Annotated in this window: 25 protein-coding genes; 11 read left to right on the top strand and 14 right to left on the bottom strand. The window is 49.0% G+C overall.

Features of this window, described 5'->3' with window-relative positions:
• The first annotated feature begins 278 nt into the window (after nt 1-278).
• The 6 genes from U9P07_10805 to U9P07_10780 all read left to right on the top strand — a co-directional run bounded on the left by U9P07_10805 (nt 279) and on the right by U9P07_10780 (nt 5,546).
• Entirely contained in the window at nt 279-1,502 is a 1,224-nt protein-coding gene (locus U9P07_10805; GenBank protein MEA2109895.1) for an ABC transporter substrate-binding protein, read from the top strand.
• Between the two features lie 82 nt (nt 1,503-1,584).
• Nucleotides 1,585-2,445 (top strand): branched-chain amino acid ABC transporter permease, encoded by an 861-nt coding sequence (locus U9P07_10800; protein ID MEA2109894.1) that lies wholly within the window; start codon nt 1,585-1,587, stop codon nt 2,443-2,445.
• Between the two features lie 3 nt (nt 2,446-2,448).
• Nucleotides 2,449-3,423 (top strand): branched-chain amino acid ABC transporter permease, encoded by a 975-nt coding sequence (locus tag U9P07_10795; GenBank protein ID MEA2109893.1) that lies wholly within the window; start codon nt 2,449-2,451, stop codon nt 3,421-3,423.
• Nucleotides 3,420-4,187, top strand: a complete 768-nt coding sequence (locus U9P07_10790) for an ABC transporter ATP-binding protein (GenBank protein ID MEA2109892.1) — start codon at nt 3,420-3,422, stop codon at nt 4,185-4,187. Before U9P07_10795 ends, U9P07_10790 begins: the two co-directional genes overlap by 4 nt.
• Nucleotides 4,181-4,879, top strand: a complete 699-nt coding sequence (locus tag U9P07_10785) for an ABC transporter ATP-binding protein (protein ID MEA2109891.1) — start codon at nt 4,181-4,183, stop codon at nt 4,877-4,879. Before U9P07_10790 ends, U9P07_10785 begins: the two co-directional genes overlap by 7 nt.
• 145 nt (nt 4,880-5,024) lie before the next feature.
• Nucleotides 5,025-5,546, top strand: coding sequence for a ferritin family protein (locus tag U9P07_10780; protein MEA2109890.1), 522 nt, complete (start codon nt 5,025-5,027; stop codon nt 5,544-5,546).
• 77 nt (nt 5,547-5,623) lie between these two features.
• On the opposite strand, the gene U9P07_10775 is transcribed toward U9P07_10780, so the two are convergent.
• From U9P07_10775 to xseA, 14 genes are all read right to left on the bottom strand, one after another.
• Nucleotides 5,624-6,007 carry a desulfoferrodoxin gene (locus tag U9P07_10775; GenBank protein MEA2109889.1) on the bottom strand — a complete coding sequence of 128 codons (384 nt, stop codon included), beginning with the start codon at nt 6,005-6,007 and terminating at the stop codon, nt 5,624-5,626.
• 210 nt (nt 6,008-6,217) lie between these two features.
• Nucleotides 6,218-8,263 carry an AsmA family protein gene (locus U9P07_10770; GenBank protein MEA2109888.1) on the bottom strand — a complete coding sequence of 682 codons (2,046 nt, stop codon included), beginning with the start codon at nt 8,261-8,263 and terminating at the stop codon, nt 6,218-6,220.
• 24 nt (nt 8,264-8,287) lie between these two features.
• A complete protein-coding gene (locus tag U9P07_10765) occupies nt 8,288-9,052 on the bottom strand; it encodes a CoA-transferase (GenBank protein ID MEA2109887.1) in 765 nt (254 codons plus the stop codon).
• Nucleotides 9,052-10,029, bottom strand: coding sequence for a CoA-transferase (locus tag U9P07_10760; protein ID MEA2109886.1), 978 nt, complete (start codon nt 10,027-10,029; stop codon nt 9,052-9,054). Before U9P07_10760 ends, U9P07_10765 begins: the two co-directional genes overlap by 1 nt.
• A gap of 55 nt (nt 10,030-10,084) precedes the next feature.
• The gene (locus U9P07_10755; protein ID MEA2109885.1) at nt 10,085-11,275 is read right to left on the bottom strand and encodes a DUF1343 domain-containing protein; all 1,191 of its coding nucleotides are present in this window, start codon (nt 11,273-11,275) and stop codon (nt 10,085-10,087) included.
• 15 nt (nt 11,276-11,290) lie between these two features.
• On the bottom strand, nt 11,291-12,280 hold the full coding sequence (gene nagZ / locus U9P07_10750; protein ID MEA2109884.1) for a beta-N-acetylhexosaminidase: 990 nt from the start codon (nt 12,278-12,280) through the stop codon (nt 11,291-11,293).
• Nucleotides 12,277-12,789 carry a 1,6-anhydro-N-acetylmuramyl-L-alanine amidase AmpD gene (gene ampD, locus U9P07_10745; protein MEA2109883.1) on the bottom strand — a complete coding sequence of 171 codons (513 nt, stop codon included), beginning with the start codon at nt 12,787-12,789 and terminating at the stop codon, nt 12,277-12,279. The genes nagZ and ampD overlap by 4 nt, the downstream gene beginning before the upstream one ends.
• 13 nt (nt 12,790-12,802) lie before the next feature.
• Nucleotides 12,803-13,612, bottom strand: coding sequence for an ABC transporter permease (locus U9P07_10740; protein MEA2109882.1), 810 nt, complete (start codon nt 13,610-13,612; stop codon nt 12,803-12,805).
• A complete protein-coding gene (nth, locus tag U9P07_10735) occupies nt 13,609-14,295 on the bottom strand; it encodes an endonuclease III (GenBank protein MEA2109881.1) in 687 nt (228 codons plus the stop codon). The genes U9P07_10740 and nth overlap by 4 nt, the downstream gene beginning before the upstream one ends.
• A complete protein-coding gene (locus U9P07_10730; GenBank protein MEA2109880.1) occupies nt 14,295-14,975 on the bottom strand; it encodes a hypothetical protein in 681 nt (226 codons plus the stop codon). Before U9P07_10730 ends, nth begins: the two co-directional genes overlap by 1 nt.
• 4 nt (nt 14,976-14,979) lie before the next feature.
• Entirely contained in the window at nt 14,980-15,879 is a 900-nt protein-coding gene (locus tag U9P07_10725) for a farnesyl diphosphate synthase (protein ID MEA2109879.1), read from the bottom strand.
• Nucleotides 15,876-16,091, bottom strand: coding sequence for an exodeoxyribonuclease VII small subunit (xseB, locus tag U9P07_10720; protein ID MEA2109878.1), 216 nt, complete (start codon nt 16,089-16,091; stop codon nt 15,876-15,878). Before xseB ends, U9P07_10725 begins: the two co-directional genes overlap by 4 nt.
• 1 nt (nt 16,092) lies before the next feature.
• On the bottom strand, nt 16,093-17,079 hold the full coding sequence (locus tag U9P07_10715) for a M23 family metallopeptidase (GenBank protein ID MEA2109877.1): 987 nt from the start codon (nt 17,077-17,079) through the stop codon (nt 16,093-16,095).
• Nucleotides 17,066-18,415 (bottom strand): exodeoxyribonuclease VII large subunit, encoded by a 1,350-nt coding sequence (gene xseA, locus U9P07_10710; GenBank protein ID MEA2109876.1) that lies wholly within the window; start codon nt 18,413-18,415, stop codon nt 17,066-17,068. The genes U9P07_10715 and xseA overlap by 14 nt, the downstream gene beginning before the upstream one ends.
• 232 nt (nt 18,416-18,647) lie before the next feature.
• On the opposite strand from xseA, the gene U9P07_10705 reads away from it, so the two are divergent.
• The 5 genes from U9P07_10705 to rodA all read left to right on the top strand — a co-directional run.
• A complete protein-coding gene (locus U9P07_10705) occupies nt 18,648-19,685 on the top strand; it encodes a rod shape-determining protein (GenBank protein MEA2109875.1) in 1,038 nt (345 codons plus the stop codon).
• 6 nt (nt 19,686-19,691) lie between these two features.
• The gene (mreC, locus tag U9P07_10700; protein MEA2109874.1) at nt 19,692-20,537 is read left to right on the top strand and encodes a rod shape-determining protein MreC; all 846 of its coding nucleotides are present in this window, start codon (nt 19,692-19,694) and stop codon (nt 20,535-20,537) included.
• Nucleotides 20,527-21,054: a rod shape-determining protein MreD gene (mreD, locus tag U9P07_10695; GenBank protein ID MEA2109873.1), complete on the top strand. Its 528-nt coding sequence runs from the start codon at nt 20,527-20,529 to the stop codon at nt 21,052-21,054. Before mreC ends, mreD begins: the two co-directional genes overlap by 11 nt.
• A 60-nt stretch (nt 21,055-21,114) precedes the next feature.
• Nucleotides 21,115-22,950, top strand: a complete 1,836-nt coding sequence (gene mrdA / locus U9P07_10690) for a penicillin-binding protein 2 (protein MEA2109872.1) — start codon at nt 21,115-21,117, stop codon at nt 22,948-22,950.
• Between the two features lie 4 nt (nt 22,951-22,954).
• Nucleotides 22,955-24,018 (top strand): rod shape-determining protein RodA (rodA, locus tag U9P07_10685; GenBank protein ID MEA2109871.1); only part of this gene is annotated, 1,064 nt, incomplete at its 3' end.

Raw genomic sequence — 24,018 nt, 5'->3', positions numbered from 1 at the left:
TAAAAATTTGTCAATCTATAGACAAAGTCGAATATTTACTTACAAACTTTCACCCGTTGGGTGTTATTTCTCATTAACGTAACGCCTTTATTTTTCAAGGCTAAACGCTGATAGCTAACAGCTAATCACTTAACTTAGGTAAAAGAAAGGTTTAAGGAGTTGTCTCTATATCGTATACCGTAAATTTTTATAACTAACGGCAACAAGACCGGCCTTTGGCAGGTCAGACCCACATAGGACTGATATTTTTCAATAAAAACAAGAAATGGAGGAAGAAAATGAGGAACAAACTGTTAGCCGTGATACTTATTTTCAGCATGGTAGGTTTTCTTGGGATTTCCCCGACTTGGGCGGCCAAACCGGTTAAACTGGGTTTCACCTACATCATGTCAGGTCCTTTTGCCACTTATGGACAGTTTGCCAAAAAAGGGGCCTTAATGGCGGTTGATGAGATCAACAAAGCCGGCGGTATTCTTGGGCATCCGGTAGAAGCCTATTTTGAAGATTCCACCGGCAAACCGGATGTGGCCTTGAGGGCCATACGCAAGCTGGTCTATCAACAAAAGGTTGACTGCCTCATCGGTCTTGATTCCAGCGGGGTCGCCAAATCAGTAGTCCCCTCAATTCCCCAAATGAAAACTCCGTTGATCATCACCCATGCGGCAACCCCCGATGTCACCGGCAGCGTCTGCAACCGCTATACTTTCAGGGTTTCTCTCAACCTGGCCCAGAATGTAAAAACAGCAGCACGCCTGGCCGCTCAGACCAAGGCCAAAACCTGGACCACCATCGGACCTGATTATGCTTTTGGACACCAGTCCTGGGAATATTTTCAGAAATATCTCAAAGAAATCAAACCGGATACTGCTTTCATAAGCAAAGACCAGGTGGCTTTTCCGCCTTTCAAAACCAGTGATTTCAGCGCCTACATCACCAAGGTTATGCAATCGAAACCCGATGGAGTGCTAGTCTCACTGTGGGGCGGCAACCTGATTAACTTTATCCGCCAGGGATCGGAAATGGGATTTTTCAATGGTGATTTCGAAGTTCTGATTACCCTGGGGGCCGCCACCGAAGTTTTAAGTGCCCTGGAAGACAAGATGCCTGAAGGTTTATGGGTTGGCAGCCGCTACTGGTTCCTGGCCAACCAGTCTGCCCTCAACAAAACATTCGTAAAAAATTATTATAACCGTTACTATGAATATCCTTCTTACAACGCCCACGGATCTTATGGGGCTATCTACAGCTACAAGAAAGCAGCTGAAAAAGCCGGAAAGATTGATAAAGAAGCAATCATCAAGGCTTTGGAAGGTCTGAAAGTTGACCTGCCGGTTGGCACTATTTATATCCGCCCCGAAGACCATCAGGCGGTCACCGATGCCTGCTGGGGTAAAACGGCTGCTGATCCCGATTATCCGATCCGCATCCTGAAACCGATGAAAATTTTCAAGGGTGTGGATATCACCCCGGCGGTTAACCAAACCGGCTGCACCATGAAATAGGCGGTAAATATTATCAATCCGCCGGTGGAGGTTTTTTTACCAACCTCCACCGGCATTTCTCTACAAAAAATGGAGATGATTTTTGGAAAGCCTGGTAACCAACCTGCTCAACGGCCTCAGCTGGGGCATGCTGCTTTTTTTGATTTCAGTGGGGTTAACTACTATTTTCGGCGTCCTGGGGATATTGAATTTTGCCCATGGCTCCTTTTTTATGCTCGGGGCTTATCTCTGTATGCAGGTCATGCACGTAGTACCTTCTTTCTGGATCGGCATCCTGATCGGCCCGTTGGCCGTCGCCCTGCTTGGCATTGTCATTGAAAAACTGCTGCTGCGAAAAGTATACGGCCGTGATATTACTTTTCAATTACTGCTGACCTTTGCCATTCTCCTGGTCCTGGATGACGCAGTCAGAATTATCTGGGGGCCAGGCTACCACGTGGTTGACGCCCCGAAGATTCTCGCCGGCACCATCCCGCTTTTCGCCCATTCATATCCCGTCTATCGAATTTTTCTCGTAATCATCGGGCCACTTATCGGCATTGCTCTCTGGAGTTTTTTTCATTTCACCAGGTGGGGCAAGATAATTCGGGCGGCGGCGGTTAATCGGGAGATGGCCGAGGGTGTCGGCATCCGGGTACCTTTGCTCTTTACCGCGGTTTTTGCTTTCGGCACCTGGCTGGCAGCATTTGGCGGCGCCCTGGCAGCCCCGCACCAGAGTGTGGCCCCTTCCATGGGGGAAAGTATTATTATTGAAAGTTTCATCGTTGTGGTTATCGGCGGCATGGGTAGCTTTCCCGGCGCTTTTGCCGGCGCCCTGCTGCTTGGCCTGCTGGAATCGTTTGGCACCGTCTTTGCGGGTCGGGCCCAGATGGCCTTGCCCTACATTCTCCTGGCTCTGGTTCTGCTGATCAGGCCACGGGGATTTTTCGGCCGGGAGGCATAATCGATGAAAAAACAACCTGGCTATCCAAAAACCGTCATTTTTCTCATCCTTCTAATCGGATTTCTGGTTGGTTGTCCTTTTTTTCTGCCAACCTACTGGACCTTTATCCTCGGGGAAATCCTGATCATGGCCCTGTTCTCCATGAGTTTCAACCTGCTGCTGGGATACAGCGGCCTGCTGTCCTTTGGACAAGCTGGATTTTTCGGGGTTGGCGCTTACAGCACCGCCCTCTTGATTATCAAGGGCTGGCAATCCTTATCGCTGATCTTGCTGGTCGGAATTTTCACTGCTGCTCTGGCAGCGGTAATTATCGGATTTCTTTGTGTTCGCCGGGATGAAATCTATTTTGCCATGATCACCTTAGGTTTTGGCATGATGCTGTTTACCATCGCCCACAACTGGATTGAGCTTACTGGGGGCAGCGACGGTCTGCCGCTTGCATCTCTACCAACTTTGAGAATTCCTGGCCTTGAGCTTTCCCTCTTTGATCCCCGGAATATGTATCTTTTAATTCTTGCAGTTTTTCTTGCCGGTATCTTCCTACTCTGGCGCCTGGTCCGATCACCTTTTGGCCTCATTCTGACCGCAGTCAGAGAAAACAAGGAGCGACTGGCTTTTGTCGGCGCCGATGTCCGCCTGGTCCGGCTGGCGGCTTTTACCATTGCCGGCGGCTTGGCGGGCCTGTCAGGAACACTTTTCTGTCTTTTCAACAGCATGGCAACCCCCGATTTCATGCATTGGAGTTACTCGGCCAAACCGATACTGATGACCATCCTCGGAGGCTCAGGGGTTTTTCTCGGCCCGGCATTTGGAGCTGTAATTTTTTTCCTGCTTGAACAGGTAATAACCAATATTACCGATAACTGGATGATTTTTTTAGGTGCCATTCTCATTCCGGTGGTAATTTTCTTCCCCCAGGGGATCTTAGGCACCATGGTCAAATACTTTGACCGGGGGCAGGAGAGCGACAGACAATGACCGATGTTCCTATTTTAAAAATCGAACACCTGGGACATGCTTATGGCAAATTCCAGGTCATTAACGATATTTCTCTTGAAATACCCAAAGGGGAGCTGACCGCCCTGATTGGCCCCAATGGTGCCGGAAAAACTACTTTTTACAATGTGGTTTCCGGTCGCTTTCCACCCAGCAAAGGCAAGGTGTTTTTTGATGGGCAGGAAATCACCGGTAGACCAGCGCATAAAATTGTTCCTCTGGGAATGCTCCGATCCTTCCAGATTACCAATATTTTTCCGGAACTGAGCGTCCGGGAAAATGTGCTGATTCCTCTACTGCTCCAACATCGGCGGGGATACATCTTTTTCCGTCCACTGAACGGGGAAAAACAACTTTATCAAAAAGCAGATGAAGTTTTGAGTAAAATCGGCATTCTTGAATATGGAGACAAACCAGCCAGGGAACTGGCTTACGGCGACAAGCGACTGGTTGAAATGGCCATTGTCCTGGCCCGGAAGCCAAAACTGGTCCTGTTGGACGAACCCACCGCCGGGATGAATCCGGAAGAAACCGAAAGAATGATCCTCCTGATCAAGGAACTGGCCAAACGTTTTGGAACCACTTTTTTCCTCACTGAACATGACATGAAAGTTGTTTTTTCCATTGCCAAACGGATCTTTGTCCTCCACCAGGGTGGCCTGCTGGCCTCCGGAACCCCGGAAGAAATTCACGCCAACCACCAGGTCCGGGAAGCATATCTGGGAGGAGGGAAAATACAATGCTGAAAGTTGACAATATTCATGTCTACTACGGTGACAGTTACATCCTCCAGGGAATCAGCTTGTCGGTTGGCGAAGGTGAAATTGTCGCCCTGCTGGGCCGCAACGGTGCCGGGAAAACCACCACCATGCGCAGCATTGTTGGTTATAATCCTCCAGTCCGGGGAAACATACGCTTCCAGGAAGCCTTGATCAATAGCCGGCCGGTATATGCCAATATTCGCTCAGGAATCGGTTATGTGCCGGAAGAACGGCAGATTTTTCCGAACCTGACGGTAAATGAAAATCTCGAAGTAGCAATCCGACCACCGCGGACCGACCAGAATCCATGGACTTTTGACCGCATCTTCTCAACCTTCCCGCTGCTCACCAGGCTTCGCCATCACCTGGGAGGAGAATTGAGTGGCGGGGAACAACAGATGCTGGCCATCGCCAGAGCCCTGGCCGGCAATCCACAACTTCTGCTCCTGGATGAACCATGCGAAGGGCTGGCACCGGTAATTGTTGAATCCCTGGAGGCAATAATTATCAGCCTTAAAAGTGCCATGCCTATCCTGATGGCAGAGCAGAACGCCCATTTCGCCCTGAAAATTGCTGACCGGGCCTATGTCATTGATAAAGGACTTATCCGCCACCAGGGAAGCAGTTGCGAAATCAGCGACAACGAGGAGATCCAGAATCGTTACCTGGCAGTATAATCCATCAACGCAAAATAATCACCATTGACAAAAAAACCAATTAAATTTATTACTGCTATCATTATCCGAACTAAAGTGATATGCTTTGATTTAAAGTCAGCTGAATGCGGCTAATAAAGATACCATACTTTGACGGGAGGTTATCATGGATCAGGAGAGACTGAATGCCCTGGAAGTGGCACTGAACAATGAAATGAGAGAGCGGGAATTTTATCTCAAAAACGCCGAGCGGACCAACAACCCGGTAGGAAAAGCCATGTTCAAGCAGATAGCCGATGAGGAGCTGGAACATTATGATCGTTTGAAACAACTTCATCAAAGCTGGCAGAATCAGGGAAAATGGCCGGAATCTGTTCCTCTCGTCGTGGCGGAATCAAACCTGGAAAATACCATGAAAACGGTTATCAACCAGGTGGAGCAGGCAAAACCGGGAGACGATGATGATCTTAAAGCGGTGAGAACCGCCATCGGGTTTGAAGCCGAAGCGGGCAAATTTTATGAAAAACTGCGGGATACCTCCACTGATTCCAAGGAAAAGGACTTCTTTGCCCTGATGGCCAAAATAGAGTTTGAACACCTGGCATCACTCAAAGAAACGGAGGCATATTTCCTCGATCCTGCCGGGTGGTATCAAAAGATGGAGCATGGCGGCCTCGACGGGGCTTAACGCCACAAAAACCGTCATCAAAAAAGCCCGGCTGACAAATATCAGCCGGGCTTTTTTACAAAACTTTCTCTAGACACTTAGCAGGAAGCTTTCCAGAGACCATGAAGGTTGCAGTATTCACGGGCTTCAACCTGGGCCGCATCTACGGCAAAGAATGCTTCCGGAGCATCGCCGGGATTCAGCGCCTGACGATATAATTTTCCATCAGCCAACAGTTCGATGAAGGTAATATAGTGCTTTTCCTCCATGGGATGGGCCACACTGCCCACTTTCACTTTATAGCCGCCATCAACTTTTTCAATTACCGGCACATGCTTCTCTTTGGCGGCATCAACGACACCAGCTTCCACCAGCGACATGGGTTCATTGCAGCAAAGAATTTCCCCCACCCCGGAATGCAGAATTTCCACCATGTTTCCACAGATTTCACAGCGATAGATTTCATTTACTTTTTCAGCCATTTTCTTCCTCCATAGATTAAAGATTAATCTAGCTACAGACAACAACCTTTGTAACCTTAAGCAACTTTTTATTATCTAACATAACTGAATAATAATAAAGTTAATCTATTTTGTCAAGTTAAAAATTAAGAAACTCATTACAACCAAAAAACATCAGACAATTTACAACTTCAATGCTGTTTCAGCGGGAAACGGAGCTGATTGATTCAGCTATTGCCCGGAAGAAAAGCCTTTAAACAGACCCTTGAGGTCCTTTTTTATTGATTTTATTTTTTCTTCAGCCGTTCCGTCTCCTGAAATCATCTTTTTCAACTCTTCGGTTTCAGGGACACCAGTACCGATCATGTGCTGAAGATCAGGAAGTATCTTCGGGGCGGAAAAAGTTCCACTCACTACCAACGGCACCATCAGACCGGAACGCTCCTTGGTATCACCCTGACCTTTTATGGTCCCCACAACTTTGGGTTTTATCCTGAAATCCAGCAGTTCCTGAACCAGGTCAGCCTTTCCTACCGCGCTCAAACGCAGGAGTGGAGATTTCAACGTTGTCCCCGGGGTATCAACAAGGCCGTTTACAATGGTAAAAGGAACCAGAAGTTCAGCAAAATCAGTCCGCGGTTTTTCGACTGTTTTTTCAGCCAGTCCCAAACCAGTTTTGACATTACGGACCATTGATGCCAGGTCGATGCCAATAATCGCCCCATCCTTGAGAGAAATATTCCCTTTGCCATTTAAACTGCGCTTGATAGCTTCAGGCTCATCCCCAGTCATGGACAAAGACAGCTTCGAAACCAATGTCCCTTCGAGTATATCCTTTTGAAGAAAATCTTTGAGCAATGGACCAACTTTTACGTTCTTCAACTGCAGATCGAAACTGCTTCGGGGATGCTTCGGCCGGCAATTGAACATCCCGGCAGCAGAGAAAGTTCCCCGATAAAGATTAAGTGCCAGTGGATTGAGTTGGAATTTCCCTTCTTTTCCTTTTATCTTCACCACTACATCCTGGACTTGCAGGCCATGGACCTTCAGTTTTCCAGCCTTTAGTTTCCCATCCAGAATCAGTCGGCGCAGTGGAGCATAATCAATTTTCTTTTTTCCGGCAGCAGCGGTACTGGCCGGTTTTTTCTTTTCCCCGGTTGTTTTCACCGCGGGTACTTTCTTTTTATCTGCCGCCGGCGTAGCTATTTTTTCCGCTGGCGGAGGAAGATAACGATCAATATCAATCTGGTCCAGGTTCAAATCAAATTGTATATTCGGTCGGGAAAACTCATTGATACGGGCGGAAAATACCAGGTTAGAATTATCCAGCTCCATGGTTCCATCACTGATGGCAATATCCATTGGGCTGCCGGCTACTCTGGCATGCATCCCCAAACGGCTCAAGGACTTTGGATCTGCTGTTTCCAGCGGAAAGTCCTGACCGAATGCAATTGCCAGCTTGCGGGGTGAAAAGGGAGAAAGGTTCAGAGCCAGATCAAATTTCTGTTTACTGAGAGGATCAACAACATTACCTTTTACGGTCAAATCAAGCTCATTCATCGCTTTAACAACCATATCCAAAGGAATAGTTCCCCTTCCCGGCTCTTTTCCCAATGGCCCGACCATGCCTTTCATACTCACAGGGTGGCCGTCCACCGCAGCCGAGAATGAAAGATGAACCGGCTTGTCAAGAGAAACATCCCGCAAACGAAGGTTGATTGCTGAAATCTCTTTCTTCACCGCGGTTTTGTGATCCTCAAATCTGAGCAGGCTATTGGTAATCGCAAATTCACCAACAGCGAGTGATTTAATGGGCAGACCAGCACTTGTTTGGGTTGGAGTTTTTTTCTCACTTTGGACAACTGCCTTATTATCTGATTTCCCGATACCCTCCCAGTTTCCCCGGCCATCTTTCAACTTTTCCAGAGATACGCGAGCACCATCCAAGAGCAGTTTTTTCACCTGGATATCTTTTGCCAGCAGGGGCAGAAGTTTAACCCTGAACTCGAAAGATTTTACTGTCAGCAAATCATTTTCCTTAAACTCCGAAGGGTTGCCCAGATGCAGATCAGCAAGGGATACTCCAACCCAGGGAAAGAGGGAAAGCTTAATCTCACCCCCCAAAGTCACGGTCCTACCCGTCGTCTCAGAGGCCATTTTTTCAATTTGCGGTTTAAATTTCTGTACATCCACAACCTGCGGAACAATAATAGCTGCGGCAATACAAAGGGCAAGCAGAACACCAATGCCGAGCACAGCCCATTTGATAATTTTCATGATCATCTCCTCTTCATCATTTTTTTAACGAATCAATCCCTGGGGATCACATATTTCCCGTAAAACCCGAAGTTCTTTTTCCGTTACCGCGGGAACCTGCACTGCCCGCTCGCAATCCAGAAAAAACTCAACCGTCTCTAAAATTTCAGCCACTTCAATGCCCGGATAATAACCAGCCAGATACATCCTTTTACTGTTTTCATCAAAACGAAAAATGGCTTTATCGGTAACCACCAGTTCCGGCCCTCCCGGACGCAGACCAGCCCGCTGGCGACCATCCCTACCGTCAAGATAACCGGGACTGGTGAGATAATCAAGTTCTTCCACAAATCGACCCTTGACCTGGCGCATGAAAATAATCGTCCGACCGACAAAAGAAGCCACATCACAGGCACCGCCGCTACCGGAAAAACGTACCTTCGGACGCTCATAATCACCAATCACCGTTGAATTGAGATTCCCGAAAGGATCAATCTGAGCGGCCCCGAGAATTCCCACCACCCGGGGACCGGTGAAAGGATTCTGCATGGTCGCGAAAGCATCAGCAAGACCGCCATTGAGAGCGGTGTGGTACATGACCCGAGAATCAGCCACCGCCAGGGGAATTTCCTCCAGCAGGGAATCGATAGCCCCGGTTTCAAAAAAAATAACACTGCGGGGAGCACTGATATGTTTGGCAGCCATAGCCGCCAGCATGGATATGCCGGTACCGCAAAAAACGATTTCCCCATCCCTGATCTCCCGGGCGGCAACCACGGCCATCATCTCGCTCAAGGTAAAATCCATCATCAACTCCGCTCCAAACCGGCAGCGTAACCCTGAGGGCTGTCCGCCTTTATCCGCTGCAAGCTATCGGACCCAACCAGATCGCAAAGCCGCTCATGATTTTCAACCCCGTAGACGTATTCCTCCAGGTAATCACTGTATGAGACATCATCTCTGGCCACTTGTCGGTACATTTTCAGATATTGTGGATCATAATCATAGCACCCATAACAGGCGGTGGGATAGGCTCCGTAAGGTTGCAGCACCACCGCATCCACCAGGAAAAAAGGTAGCTGGTTTTTCCCCGGCTCTAAACGCATTTCCTCTTCCTCCACCAGCTTTTCACAGCTCACAATCAGGTGCCGGGCAGCTTTGGCCTGTTCCACATCGGCAAAGGTCAAGCCATCAATGCAGACAGTTCCCTGACGACCGGCTTTCTGCACGTGAATAATAGTCACATCCGGATTAATCGCCGGAAGCAAAACCACCTTTGCCGAATCTTCATCCCGGCGTCGAAAAGGATTATCCATAACCAGAAGCTTTTCCCGGGGCAAACGGGCTTCCGCTTCGCGAAATTCCGGCGAAAAACCCCATTTTTGCAAAATATCGGTTCCCAATCCGGAAGTGGTTGGCAGAAACGGCACCCCCATGGCCCCGGCCATAAACCGCAGGGTCATCTGGTAATTGGAATAATCCTCAAAATTGATTTGGCCGGTTTCTATAGCTTTACGAAAACGAATGCAGGTGGGAGCGAAACGACCATTGCCACCATAGGCAATTTCAATCGCCCGCACGCAGCCGGCACCAATCAGCTCATCAACTCCCTGACCATTGGAATGAGCGTAGATATGAAGACCACTCAAGCGCTGGCGGATAATTTCATACACCGCGGCCATAGGATTGCGATTCAGGGTAAAACCGCCAACGGACAGATGTGTTTCCGGTTTGACAAAGCGCCTGATAGCCTCGACCATACTCATGCATTTATCTGATTCTGACAATGGTTATCACCTCATCATTTTTATTGCGTGTTATAATCCCGGCAGCATTTTACTGTCAATATAAAAGGAACTCCTGACGTCGCTGACAGAATTCCTGCAACTCCGGCAGCCATGATTCAGAAAGAGAAACCAGATCTTCGCCATTTTCCAATGCCAGTCGAATATGTTCATCACCGGTAAGAATATCAATGGGCAACTTTTCGTCTTCGTATTCATAGGGCGGCTGCAGCCAGACAAACTGATCACCATACAATTTCATCACTACCCGCAACAGTTCCAGGCTTAAAAGATATGGTTGAAAAAGTCGGCGGTCAGTAACATGTATCTGCAACCCGCCGCATACCTGTGGGGACATTGCTTTATCGGTGCCCCCAAACCATTTGTCAAAGGTGGGAGAAAAATATGCCGGCCGCAGGAAAACACCGCGGCTCACCCGAAGATCAATTTCAGCCAGTATCCTCCCGGGTTCTATAAATGGTGCCCCCCAGAGTTCAAAGGGGGTGGTGGTCCCCCGACCTTCGGATAGATTTGTGCCTTCAAACAGTACCTGGCCGGGATATACCAGGGCAGTGGTCAATGTCGGCATATTAGGCGATGGCGGCACCCAGAAAGTATCAGTTTTATCTGCATAGTGTTTACGTTGCCAGCCGGTCATGGGCATCACCTCCAGCTGGCAGCCGAAAGCATAAACTTCATTGAGATAACGGGCCAATTCACCTAAACTCAGACCATGGCGCATGGGCAAAGGATAGAGCCCCACGAAAGATGCATTTTCGGGCTTTAACAGATTGCCTTCTACCCGTTCTCCCCCCAGCGGATTAGGCCGGTCAAGAACCATAACCGGCACCCCGGCCTCGGCAGCCGCCTGCATGACCAGCACCAGAGTCCAGAGATAGGTATATACCCGGCAACCCACATCTACCAGGTCAACCAGGACCAGATCGATGCCAGTGAACATTTCCCGTGAAGGCCGCCGCCGATCACCATAAAGACTCCTGACTGGTATTCCGGTCAGGGGATCCAGAAAATCTGCTGAAGGAATCATATTTGCCTGTTTGACCCCGTAAAAACCATGCTGGGGAATCCAGACCACCTGCAGCTGTCCCGGAAAAAATGCCATAATTTCCGCCAGCGAGGATGATCCACTCCGGACACAGGCCGCGGCATGGGTTAAAAAAGCAAATCTTTTGCCCTTGAGCAAATGAGCAGAACTCGTCAGCAGTTGTTCAATTCCAAGGCTGATCATATACACCCTTACCCATCACTTTTCCAGCCAGTTTCGCAAATCAAGCAGCCTTTTCTGCTCGTCGGCAAACTGAGCCTGCATATCAGCGTCTTGATCATCCATCATTTCCTGCAGCCGAGATAAAACCCGGCGGGGATCATCACCTTTTTTAATATTGCGGCCCCATAAAACCATATCCAGGCCGGCTTTCAGGCCCTGAAACATTGTAACAGCCAGTTCATTGCCGCTCTCCATGGCCGCCATATCGAGGTCATCAGAAAGAAGAACGCCGGTAAAACCCAGTTGCCGCCGCAAAAGACGGTTGAGAAAAAAGCTTGAAAGAGTTGCCGGCAGAGAAGAATCAATCCGCGGAAACATAATGTGAGCGGTCATGATTATTTTAACCCCGGCAGCAATAGCTGCAGCAAAGGGCTGCAGATGGCTGGACAACAGTTCGTCCAGGCTCATGGATGAAACCGGCAACATCGCATGGCTGTCATCGGTCACCGATCCATGGCCGGGAAAATGCTTGGCACAGGCAGCCACACCTGATCTTTGCAGCCCAACGATGTAGCTGCATACCTGTTTTGTAACTTCCTGGGGCTCGGAAGCAAAGCAGCGATCAGCCAGCACCGGGCTACCGGTACAGGCTAAATCAGCCACCGGCGCCAGATTCACATTCACCCCAAAACCAGCAAGACACCGGCCAATATTCCCGGCCGTCATTTCGGTTACAGAGAGTTCACCTTTTTCACCCAGCTCGGTTGCCCCGGGAAAAGATGGTATCCCCTGCCGCAAACGACATACCGGCCCATATTCCTGGTCGATGGCAACCAGCAGCGGCGGCGCTCCGTTATGATTCAGCTCCTGAATCTCAGCTACCAGGTCAGCGCAGGACAAAGCACTGGGACAATTCCGGCTGAAGAGAATAATTCCCCCTGGCGGCGTATTCGCCAGCACCTCCCTTTCAGGCCTGGTCAGAGATACTCCCTCAATCCCCATCATAACCAATTGGGCGGCATTCATAACAAAAATACCCGGTCCCAATCAAAAAAAGGCCCTGGATCAGTTTTTCGTCCTGGAGCGATATCGGCGTGACCGACAATCCGCTCCCTGGACACCTGGTGGTAACGACGACCAATATCGGCCAGCAGCCGGTTCAGCATGTCATACTGCACGGGAGTAAAAGGATGAGAATCATCACCTTCCAGTTCAATCCCCAGAGAAAAATCATTGCAGTTTTCCCGGCCACCGAATCGGCTGACGCCTGCATGCCAGGCCCGTTTAAACTCGGGAACAAAACGAACAACCGCCCCTGCACGATCAATGAAATAGTGGGTTGATACCTTAAGCGCGGCTATTTTCTGAAAATAAGGATGTTCGTTCACCGGCAGACAACCACGAAAAAAATCAATGACCCGACCATTGCCGAATTCACCGGGAGGCAGGCTGATAGAATGGATCACCACCAGGCTGATCTCAACCCCGGCGGGCCGGTCATCATAATGAGGGCTTGAAACATCAATGATTTGCATTCGCTCACCAACCCTACTTTCGCACGTCAAGATAATCCCGCAAACTATCACCAAGAAAATTAAAAGCCAGTACGGTAATCATAACTGCCAGCCCGGGAAACAGGGAGAGATGGGGCGCAAACAGCAAATAGCGAACTCCTTCATTGAGCGCCCCGCCCCAGGTTGGCAGGTCCTGGGGACCCAAACCCAGAAAACTCAAGGATGATTCCGCCAGGATGACCCCGGCAATCCCGAAAGTTGCTTCAATAATTAAGGGGGCAGCCAAGTTCGGCAACAAATGTAAAACAATGATTCTCAGGCTGCCGGCACCCGAAGCCCGGGCGGCCAGGATATACTCTTTCTCTTTTTCCGCCAGCACCTGTCCCCGGGTCAGCCGGGCATAACCAACCCAACCCATCGCCGACAGGGCCACTATCACTGTTTTCAGGGACGGACCCATAATACTGATCAGGGCGATAGCCAGTAAAATCCCGGGAAACGCCAGCATCACATCCATAACCCGCAGCAAAACGGCATCCAACATTTTCCCTTTATAGGCCGCATAGGCACCCACCAGGGAACCAAAAGCCAGGGAAAAACCGACTACAATGACACCAACCAGCAGGGAAACCCGACTGCCATATATAATCCGACTTAAGATATCACGCCCCAACTGGTCCTGGCCCAGCCAATGAAACATACTTGGTCCCTCCAGCTCACCGGGGAGATCAATCTGCCAGGGATCAAAAGGTGCCAACTGCGGTGCCAGCAGGGCCATAACTACCAGCGACAGCAAAATCAATAATCCGACCAGGGCCAGACGATGCTGCCAAAACCTCCTCATGAACTACCACCATGATTCTTACCATAACTGCAGATACGCCGCAAAAAACATTCCCGGCATTGGGGTCGGCGGGCAAAGCATATCTGGCGACCATGGGCAACCAGCAAATGGGAAAAAAGTGTCCAGTTCTGCTCCGGCACAATTCTCATCAGATCCTGTTCAATCTTTTCCGGCGTTTTTTCCCTGGTTAAACCGATTTTATTGACCAGCCTTTTCACATGAGTGTCCACCACCAATCCCGGGACATGAAACGCTTCCCCCAGGACCACATTGGCAGTTTTTCGGCCGATGCCGGGCAACTCCACCAGTTCAGCCAGGCTTCCCGGCACCCGGCCATCATATAATTCCACCAACTGCCGGCAGCAGGCCTGTATATTCCGGGATTTATTGCGAAAAAAACCGGTGGAACGGATGGCTTCCTCAAGTTTTGTCGGTGACGCTTCAGCAAAATCTGACGCGTTTTGAAAGGCAGCAAAAAGTTTTGGAGTTACCTTGTTAACCCGTACATCCGTACACTGAGCCGACAAGATGGTGGCGATCAGCAATTCAAGCGGGTTATGATACACAAGCCCACATTCAACCCGAGGATAACAGCGGCTTAATTCATTCAGCACCACATGAGCTTTTTGTTTACGACTTTTTTTGCTCCTGCCGGAAGCTAACAATGGTGGAGAAGAAACCATCACCTTTCTCCACCTTGATCAGTCATCGGTCCCAGAAGATTGCTGACTCCATGGCAAAGACAGGCGGTACTGAAAACCAGCGGACCAGGAATATCATTATTCATCTGCACAAGCAGTTTGCGGATTGATGCCACTTGGAAACCGCCAACCCCGGGAGCCAGCTGCCGGCTTTGCAATACCAGGGAAGGATAATCATGATATGAAATCTCCGCAAGAATCTGCACCAGGGATTTTTCCCGAGGCTCACCGGTGGTATAACAATGATCAGGGGGCTGGGGACAGTCTTCGGGACAGATAAAATCCGCCAGACTGCTGTATAATTCACCATTGCCCCCCAAGGAACCGTTGGGCAGCAGGGGAATATCAGCCCATTCCAGACAGCCGCGGCCAGTCAGCTGCATAATGATCGCCGCCGCCAGATGCAGAGGAATTGTCGGGATGATCCAGGTTGAATCATGATCATCACTGCCGATATAAGCGGCCAGATACTTCACCGCGTCAGCAGCCACCAACCGCCCCTCAAGTGAAGGAATTTCAGTCAGCAATTGTCCGGCTGTTAAAGAATTGTTTTCAACCACAAAAACCTGTGCCCGGGACCGTAACAGCAACTTGGCAGTTGCCTGACAACCAAAGCGACCGGCACCGGCCACTAGAAATACTTCAGTTCCAGAAGTCATCATTCAATCAATTTTTCCGGACGGCAATATAATTGGCTATCTGCTGCAAGAGTGCAGCCCGTTTTCCATAGGGTGCAAGGGCGCTGACAGCCTTATCCACCAGTCCTTCAAGCAGGACACGGGATTCATCTATTCCCAACAGGCTGACGGAGGTCAATTTATTCTTTTCCCGGTCGGAGCCGGCATCTTTCCCCAATTCTGCCTGGGTGCCAGTCTCATCCAGCATATCATCGGCAATTTGAAAAGCAAGTCCGATTGACTGACCATAGGTTTCCAGGCGGGCCAGATCTTCCTTGTCGGCACCGGCCACCATTCCCCCGGCCAGCACGGCAAAAGTGATCATCGCCCCGGTTTTCCGCCGATGAAGATCAAATAAAACCTCCTGGGAAACATCCAGCCGCCCTTCATAATGCAGGTCAATAGCCTGTCCGGCCACCATCCCTTCGGAACCGGCAGCCCGGGACAATCCTCGCACCAGCTCAAGCCTCGTTTCTCCGGACAACCCGTCCACAGCGGCAAGATGACCGAAGGCATCAGTCAGTAAGGCATCTCCAGCCAGGATAGCCATTCCTTCGCCGTACACCTTATGGTTGGTGGGCAAACCCCGACGAAAATCATCATCATCCATAGCCGGCAGATCATCATGGATGAGAGAATAGGTATGAATCATCTCAATGGCTAAGGCTACCGGCAAAACCAGTTCCAGTTCGCCGCCAAACAAACGGCAGGAACTCATGGCCAGAATCGGCCGCAGGCGTTTGCCACCGGCAAGCAGACTGTAGGCCATGGATTTCCCTAAAATCGCTACCGGTCCTTGAGGATTGTTCTCTGGAAAGCTATAATGCCGTTCAAGGTATTGATCAAACAATCGGGCCTGTTGCTGTAGATAAGCATTTAACTCGTTCATGAAAAATCTTCCAGTCTTTCACCCCGTTCATCACTGACCAACACCTGCACCTTGCTCTCAACTTCATCCAGCCTCTTGCTGCATTGACGAACCAGGGTAATTCCCTGTTCAAACAGTTTCAGCGACTGATCGAGAGAGACCTCTCCGGATTCCAGTTTTTCCACCACTTCTTCCAGTTTCTTCAGGGCAGTCTCAAAGCTCTGTTTGGCCATTTCATTCCTCCCCGGCCGGTTGAAGCAACAACCGGCTTTCATTAATAAACTCCAGCGGGTCAACAAATATTCCGTTAATCTTAATCCCCCAATGCAAATGTGGTCCGGTCACCCTGCCGGTGCTGCCAAGCTTACCGACAATCTGCCCCTGGTTCACCTGATCACCCTCAGCCACTGACAATGTATCGAGATGCAGATACAAGGAAAAAACATCAAGCCCATGATCAATGATGACCGCATTGCCACTGTAGTACAGTTTGCCGCTGAAAGCTACCTTCCCCCCGGCAGTCGCCGGCACCGGAGTTCCGGTTTTACCCCGCAGGTCAATACCGCCATGAGGGCTTTTAGGAATATCATTGAGAAATCGACGCCGGCCAAAAGGGGTAACAATGGTACTTTTCAAAGGCCGGATAAAAGGGTGAGAAAACCGGATCACCGCTTTTGATGAACTGTATATCCGCCGTAAGCATATACGATCATTTTTAATTTGTTTCAGATGGGGCGCACTAGTCGGAGTAACCATTTCAGCCGGTAGCCGCAGATGTTCTTCGCCATAATTACCCGCCTCGATGGTCAGGGGGATTTTTACCACTGCAGCATCAGTCAGATCAATTTTCAGCTGTTGTGGACCCAGCGGAGCATTCAGCGGCACCGCGCATACAGCTTTATATTCTCCTCCATCCAGGACAACTATTTTAAACTTTTTCCCCAATAGCAGCAGTTCCCGGGGTACAGGTGAAGCATGGCGGCAACGAATACTCACAATTACCGCCTGACCCTGCAATGGAGACTTCGGGAACAGGGAAACAGCCAGATCAGCATCCTGGTAGACGATATTTCCCAGCTTTATTGTCTGAGCCCGCGAACAAAAAGGCCGCAATGAAACCAGAATTATTATCAGCATCAACGACAAAGAGAACAAAGCAACAGAAAATCTGGGCTTTTCCTCCACAACCTGTTCCCTCACCCCAGAATCAAGATTCATCATTTAAAATCTCCTGAACTCCACAATACGCTTTTCCACGGGCAAATCTGGCCACCAGCTGATCCCCGGGCTGCAGCTTGCCGGCATCAATAATCACCTGCTGTTCGGGCAGTTTTTCAACCACCGCATACCCCCGCTGTAAAATTCCCAGAGGACTGCAGGATTCCAGTTTTCCAGCCATTAGATCCAGGACATGGCGTTGTTCCTTAAGTTGCTGCTGAAAAATAAAGCTCAGCTGGCGGGATAAAAGTTCCAGCTGCTGGCGACAGTCGCCCAGGCGATGTTCCGGGGTCCGAACAGCCAGTGAACGAGCGGCTTGTTCGACTAGACGCTGCAACCGTCGTAGACGGTCAGTCATCATCCTGGTGAAACGATAGGAAAGCTCTTCAACCCGCTGCCGCAAGCGCTGGTAAAGGATTTCCGGCCGTGACAAGCGGGCTGAACTAAGTTGCAAGCGCCCCCGGTAACCGCCCAGTTGATTTAGGATTGCCTGGCGGCAGCGTTGATCCAGAAATTGAAGTTTCTCAACCAACTGTCCACGTTGAGCCACCACCAGTTCCGCTGCCGCCGACGGCGTTGGCGCCCGCAGGTCAGCGACAAAATCAGCAATGGTGTAATCCACTTCATGGCCAACGGCGCTGATCAGGGGTATTTTGGAAGAAAAGATCTCCCGGGCAACAACTTCTTCATTAAATGGTGCCAGGTCCTCCCAGGAACCACCACCCCGAGCCAGGATAATGGTATCAACCTGACCGGCTAATGTAGCATTGCACTGCTTTATAGCCTGGACAATCTCTGCCGCAGCCCCAGCACCCTGCACAGTTACCGGGATGACGATTACCGTAAGATTGGCAAAACGACGGCGAATAACCTGGAGAATATCCCTGATCGCCGCCCCGCTGGCGGAAGTAATGACGGCTACATGACGGGGCAGCATCGGAATGGGGTTTTTAAATCTCGGCTCAAAAATACCTTCAGCTGCCAGCTTTGCCTTCAGCTGCTCAAAGGCCCGCATTAAACCGCCAAGTCCTTTCAGTTCCAGGCTTTCAACAATAATCTGGCATTCGCCGCGGGGTTCATAGAGACTGACACGGCCCAGACAAAGCACATGATCTCCATCGGTGGGCATAAAACTTAACGCCTGGTTCTGCCGTTTGAACATAACCGCCCGCACCTGGGACGAGGAATCTTTCAGGGTAAAATAGAAATGCCCCGAACGGGGCAGACGAAAATTTGACACTTCGCCCTCAACCCAGATGGAACTGAAATTACCCTCTAAAATCAGGCGGATATCCTGATTCAATTGAGATATTGTATAGATATGCAGATCATCAAACAAAGCTTTACTCCTTTGGCTGTCAATATCATTCATCCTGATAATTGTCAAAGAAAGGTCAACGATTGAACAGTCAAAAATATTTTTTTGGCAAAATTAAAAAACCCCTATTTTTCTTGAATAATTACTTAGGTTTTGCTATGTCTAGTCGATTATTCAATTATCATCTTCAAGAGTTTTTACATGTCTTTTTCAAAACCATATTAACATTCCAGCTGCAGGATACCTAAAGCTTATGTTTCTAGATTCTATTTTCGGTTTTTTTTCCAATGACCTTGCCATTGACCTGGGGACTGCCAACACCCTGGTTTATGTCAAGGGAAAAGGAATTGTGATTGATGAACCTTCCGTGGTCGCCGTCCAGAATTACTCCAGCGGCGCCAAGAAAGTTCTGGCTGTAGGCAGCGAGGCCAAACGGATGGTAGGCAGAACTCCGGGAAATATAATCGCCATCCGACCGATGAAAGAGGGAGTTATTGCCGATTTTGAGGTAACGGAGGCCATGCTTCGTCATTTTATTACCAAGGTTCATAACCGCAAGACTCTTGTTCGTCCCCGAATTATCATTTGCATCCCCTCAGGAATCACCCAGGTTGAGCGGCGGGCAGTCAAAGAATCAGCAGAATCAGCTGGTGCCCGGGAAGTTTACCTGATCGAGGAACCCATGGCTGCCGGGATCGGTGCCGGCCTGCCGATCACCGAGCCATCGGGGAATATGGTCGTGGACGTTGGTGGTGGAACCACTGAAGTGGCGGTCATTTCTTTGGCCGGAATTGTTTTTGCCAAATCGGTGCGGGTCGGCGGCGACAAGATGGATGAAGCCATCATTCAATACATAAAACGGAAATACAACCTGTTAATAGGAGATAGCATGGCGGAAAAGATCAAGATCAATATAGGCAGTGCGGCGCCACTAGAAGATCTTGAATCAATGGAAATTAAAGGTCGGGACCTGGTTGCCGGCGTTCCGCAAACTATCGAAGTCAATTCCGATGAAGTCCGTGAAGCAATGACTGAACCACTCAATGCCATTTTGGAAGCAGTCCGCATCTCCCTGGAACGAACCCCGCCGGAACTGGCAGCAGATATTGTTGACAAAGGCATTGTCTTGACCGGTGGCGGCGCCATGTTGCGCAATTTAGACGTCCTGCTACGGGAGGAAACCGGATTGCCCATCACTATTATCGATGATCCGCTAACTTGTGTCGTCAGAGGTTCAGGAAAGGCCCTTGACGAGTTGAGCCTGTTAAAAGATGTGGCACTTCATAATTAGGAAAAAATGACTGCCTTTTCAAAACGGTACCAGCTGTTGCTTTATGTGTTGGTGGTATTTATCCTGACAAGCGTTTTCTTCGGGGTAAAGGCCAGACATCAACAGCTTTTTTCAGCGGCAGAACAAGGAATCATGACCCTCGCCTATCCTTTTCAAAAAGCAGCTGACCTGGCCCTTGACAGTTGTAATTCGATTATTGATAATTATGTAACTCTGATCCATGTAAATCGGGAAAACCAGGCTTTAAAAAACCGGATTGCCAATCTTGAAAGACAATTAATCTCCCAGGAAGAAAGCCAGCGTCAAAACCTCCAGTTGCGCAAGCTGCTTAATTTTCGAGAGGAATACCAGCTGCCGGCCCATGCAACCATTGCAAATGTGATTGGACGTGATGCCAGCGGTTTTTCCCGACTGATATTCATTGATCATGGTTCACGCGATCTGATTAAAATCCATGATCCGGCATTAACCCCCGGGGGAATCGTCGGACAGGTCATCATGGCATCCCCTTTTTCAGCCAAAATCATGTTAATCACCGACAGTCACAGCTCATGCGATGTGTTGGTCCAGCGAACCAGGGAACGTGGAATTCTTCAAGGAGATAATCAGGAATTGTGCCGGCTCAGTTACCTGATGAGATCTGCTGATATTCAGATAGGTGATACGATAATCACTTCAGGAATGGATGGAGTTTACCCCAAGGGAATGCCGGTGGGTAGCATTGTCTCGGTTGACAGGAAAAATGATAGTCTGTGTCAAAGAATAGCAGTCCAGCCATTCGCAAATCTCAATGGTTTGGAAGAAATAGTTATCTCAACCTCAAACGGACAAAACAGTAATCATGTCCAGTAAACAACTTTTTTTCGTCTTACTATACATTACCGCCGGGCTTTTTTTATCGGTTTTGCAATCATCGGTCTTTCCACGCCTGGGATTCTCCAACATTTCTCCCGACTTACATTATGTCTTAATTATTTCCCTGCCGGTTATTTTCCCGGTTTGGACCGGAACCATAGTCGCCATTATTCTGGGCATTATTACCGACACTTTCCTGTTAAGCAGTACTGGTTTGCACACTATCGGTTTTCTCTGTCTCTACTATATCCTGGTCTACCTGCAGCAGACCGTTTATTTTGACCACCTGCTGTTTAAAGCATTCATGGCCGGCCTGGGACATTTCACCCTGTTTTTTCTGCTGCAGGTTTTCTTTGTCGAACATAATACCCAAACCGCACACTTTCACCTTGCCAGTGGCATGGTCGCTGCGTTAGCCACCGGTATTTTCGCCATACCGTTACTGTATGTCCTGCAAATCTTCAATGAAGGAATTTCCATACATAAAAGACTTACCTCCTCTACCAGATCCTGATGGCAGAACCTGCCGTGACTTAAAAAACTTTTCAAGAAAGTGACAATACCTATAATCTAAATGTCGGTTCTAGATCTCAAAGCTAAACATGATCAAATAAGCAAAAATGGAAAAATATTCCTTTTTATTATTGTTTTTGCCAGCGGCCTGTTATTAATCCGTTTATGGTATCTGCAGGGAATAAAAGGAGAATACTTTAATCAGCTTTCAAAAAATAATCATATCAGGGTTCGACGGATTCGGGCTTTACGGGGTATTATTTATGACCGTAAGCAGAAAATCCTGGCCGACAACCATCCGGGATTCAACCTCAGTATCATTCCGGAAAATATCAGTAATATAGAAGTGGTCAGCGCTGAGCTGAGCAAATACATGGCTGACCTTGATCAAAAAGATATCATCAATCGTTTTAATTCCACTCCCGCCCATCTCAAATATCGACCACTGAAAATCAGGAACAACCTGACCCGGGATGAGCTGGCTTTGCTGGAAGCCCATAAAATTGACCTGCCGGGCATGCTTATTGAGGTGGAACCCATCCGCAATTATCCATATGACCGACAATGCGCCCATCTGATCGGATACCAGGGATTTATCAATGAGCAGGAGCTGAAACACCCATCCTATGCCTCCTACTATCCTGATGACCTGGTTGGCCGCTCCGGCATTGAAGCCCAGTACGAAGAGTTATTGCGTGGGACTGACGGCAAAAGACAGGTTGAAGTCAATGCTTTGGGGCGGGAGTTACATTCACGCATCAGCAAATCGGCCATCGCCGGAAGCAACATCACCTTAACCATCGATATCAAACTGCAAGCCTACATCCATGAACTGATGAAAGATATGGTTGGCAGTGCCGTTGCCATTAATCCTCATACGGGTGAAATCCTGGCAATGGTCAGCACCCCTTCTTTTTCCAATAATCTTTTTGCTACCCGGATCAACCAGGAAGATTGGCAAAAAATCAGCAGCGATCCTTTACATCCCCTGCATAACCGGGCAATTCAGGGTCAATATCCACCCGGGTCAACCTTTAAAGCTATCATGGCGGCAGCGGCCCTGGAAGATAAAGTTATCACCCCACAAACTACTTTCACCTGCATCGGTTACTATCGGCTGGGCAACAGCAAGTTTCGCTGCTGGAACAAATACGGCCACGGCAAAGTCAATCTGAGCCGTTCACTGAAGGAATCATGTGATGTTTATTATTATAACCTGGCCTGCAAAATGCCCATTGACCGGATTGCCCACTACTGCTCCCTGTTTGGACTTGGGGAAAAATGCGACATTAATCTTCCCCAGGAAAAGGCAGGATTCATTCCCACTTCTTCCTGGAAGTTAAAACGTTTTCATGATCAGTGGTACCGGGGAGAAACCTTGTCTACCGCCATTGGTCAGGGATATGTTCTGACTACGCCGCTGCAGATGGCCGCAGCTTATGTTCCCTTCGCCAACGGCGGCACCTATTACCGCCCACAGTTAATCACCGAAATTACTGACCCCCTTTCCGGTGAAAAACAACGAATCAGCCACGAAGGGCATCAAATTCCTATTGACTCAAAATATTTTGAACTGATTCGTCAAGCGTTATGGCGGGCTGTTAATGAGGTTCATGGCACAGCGCATAAATCGAGAATCGCTGAGCCGGGATGGGAAATGGCAGGGAAAACCGGCACAGCCCAGGTTGTAGCCCAACCAGGGGAAAAGCTTAAAAGTAAAAAAGAGCTTCCCTGGAAATTTCGCGATCATGCCTGGTTTGTTGGTTTTGCTCCCTTTCGAGACCCCAGCATTGTCGTTTCAGTGATTATAGAACATGGGGAGCATGGCGGCAGCACGGCGTCACCTATTGTCAAGCAGGCAATCATCCATTACTTACAGAACCTGAAAAAGCCCTGAGATTATGTTCCAAATAGGAAAGAAAAAAATCAGTCGCCTGGATTTCTTTATCCTGCTCTTAACGGCCGGTTTATTCAGCCTTGGGATATTAACTATTTACAGCGCCACTTACGTTCCGGAAGTTTCCACCTGGCTGAGCCCGGTCAGTCGTCGGCAACTTATCTGGTTTGCTATTGGACTTGCCGGCATGGGGCTTAGTTTTGCCATTGACTATCGTTATTACCAGAAAATTTCCTATCTGGCCTACGGTTTGGCTATCCTGGGCCTGATCCTGGTATTGGTTACCGGCAAAAGTGCCATGGGAGCCAAGCGATGGCTGATAATAACCGGTTTTACTTTTCAACCGTCTGAGTTAGCCAAGCTGGCATTAATTCTCGCCCTGTCGCGTTTTTTTGCTGAACAACGCCTGGCACCGCCATACAACCTGAAAGAGTTGATTATTCCATTTACCATGGTAGTAATCCCCTTTCTCTTGCTTTTAAAACAGCCGGATCTCGGCACCGCCATGCTGGTCGCCCTGATTTCGTTCAGCATTATTTTTTATGCCGGTCTGAGCAGAAAAACAATAGCGACACTCTTCTTCGCCGCTATCGCTTTGGCCACCGCCGGCTGGCAATTCCTTCATGACTACCAAAGACAGCGCATTCTGACTTTCCTCAATCCCGAGCTTAACCCCCAGGGAAGCGGCTATCATATTGCCCAGTCTAAAATAGCCATCGGTTCCGGAGGTCTTGCAGGCAAGGGTTTTTTAAAAGGAACCCAGAATTTACTCCATTTCCTCCCCGAACAACATACAGACTTCATCTTTTCCGTGTATGCCGAACAATGGGGATTTTGGGGCTCTGCTCTGCTCATTGTTCTATTCATGCTTTTTCTGCTCCGCAGCCTGATTATCAGCCAGGAAGCAAAAGATCCTTTTGGCAGTTATCTGGCCATCGGAATTACCGCAACTTTTTTCTGGCAGGTGTGCATTAATATCGGCATGGTTCTAGGCCTGATGCCAGTGGTAGGTATCCCTTTACCCTTGATAAGTTATGGCGGCACCTCATTGTTGACCTCCATGATTCT

It is taken from the genome of Pseudomonadota bacterium (genome assembly GCA_034660915.1).
GTDB lineage: Bacteria > Desulfobacterota > Anaeroferrophillalia > Anaeroferrophillales > Anaeroferrophillaceae > DQWO01.
This window is presented reverse-complemented; position numbering and strand designations above follow the sequence as displayed.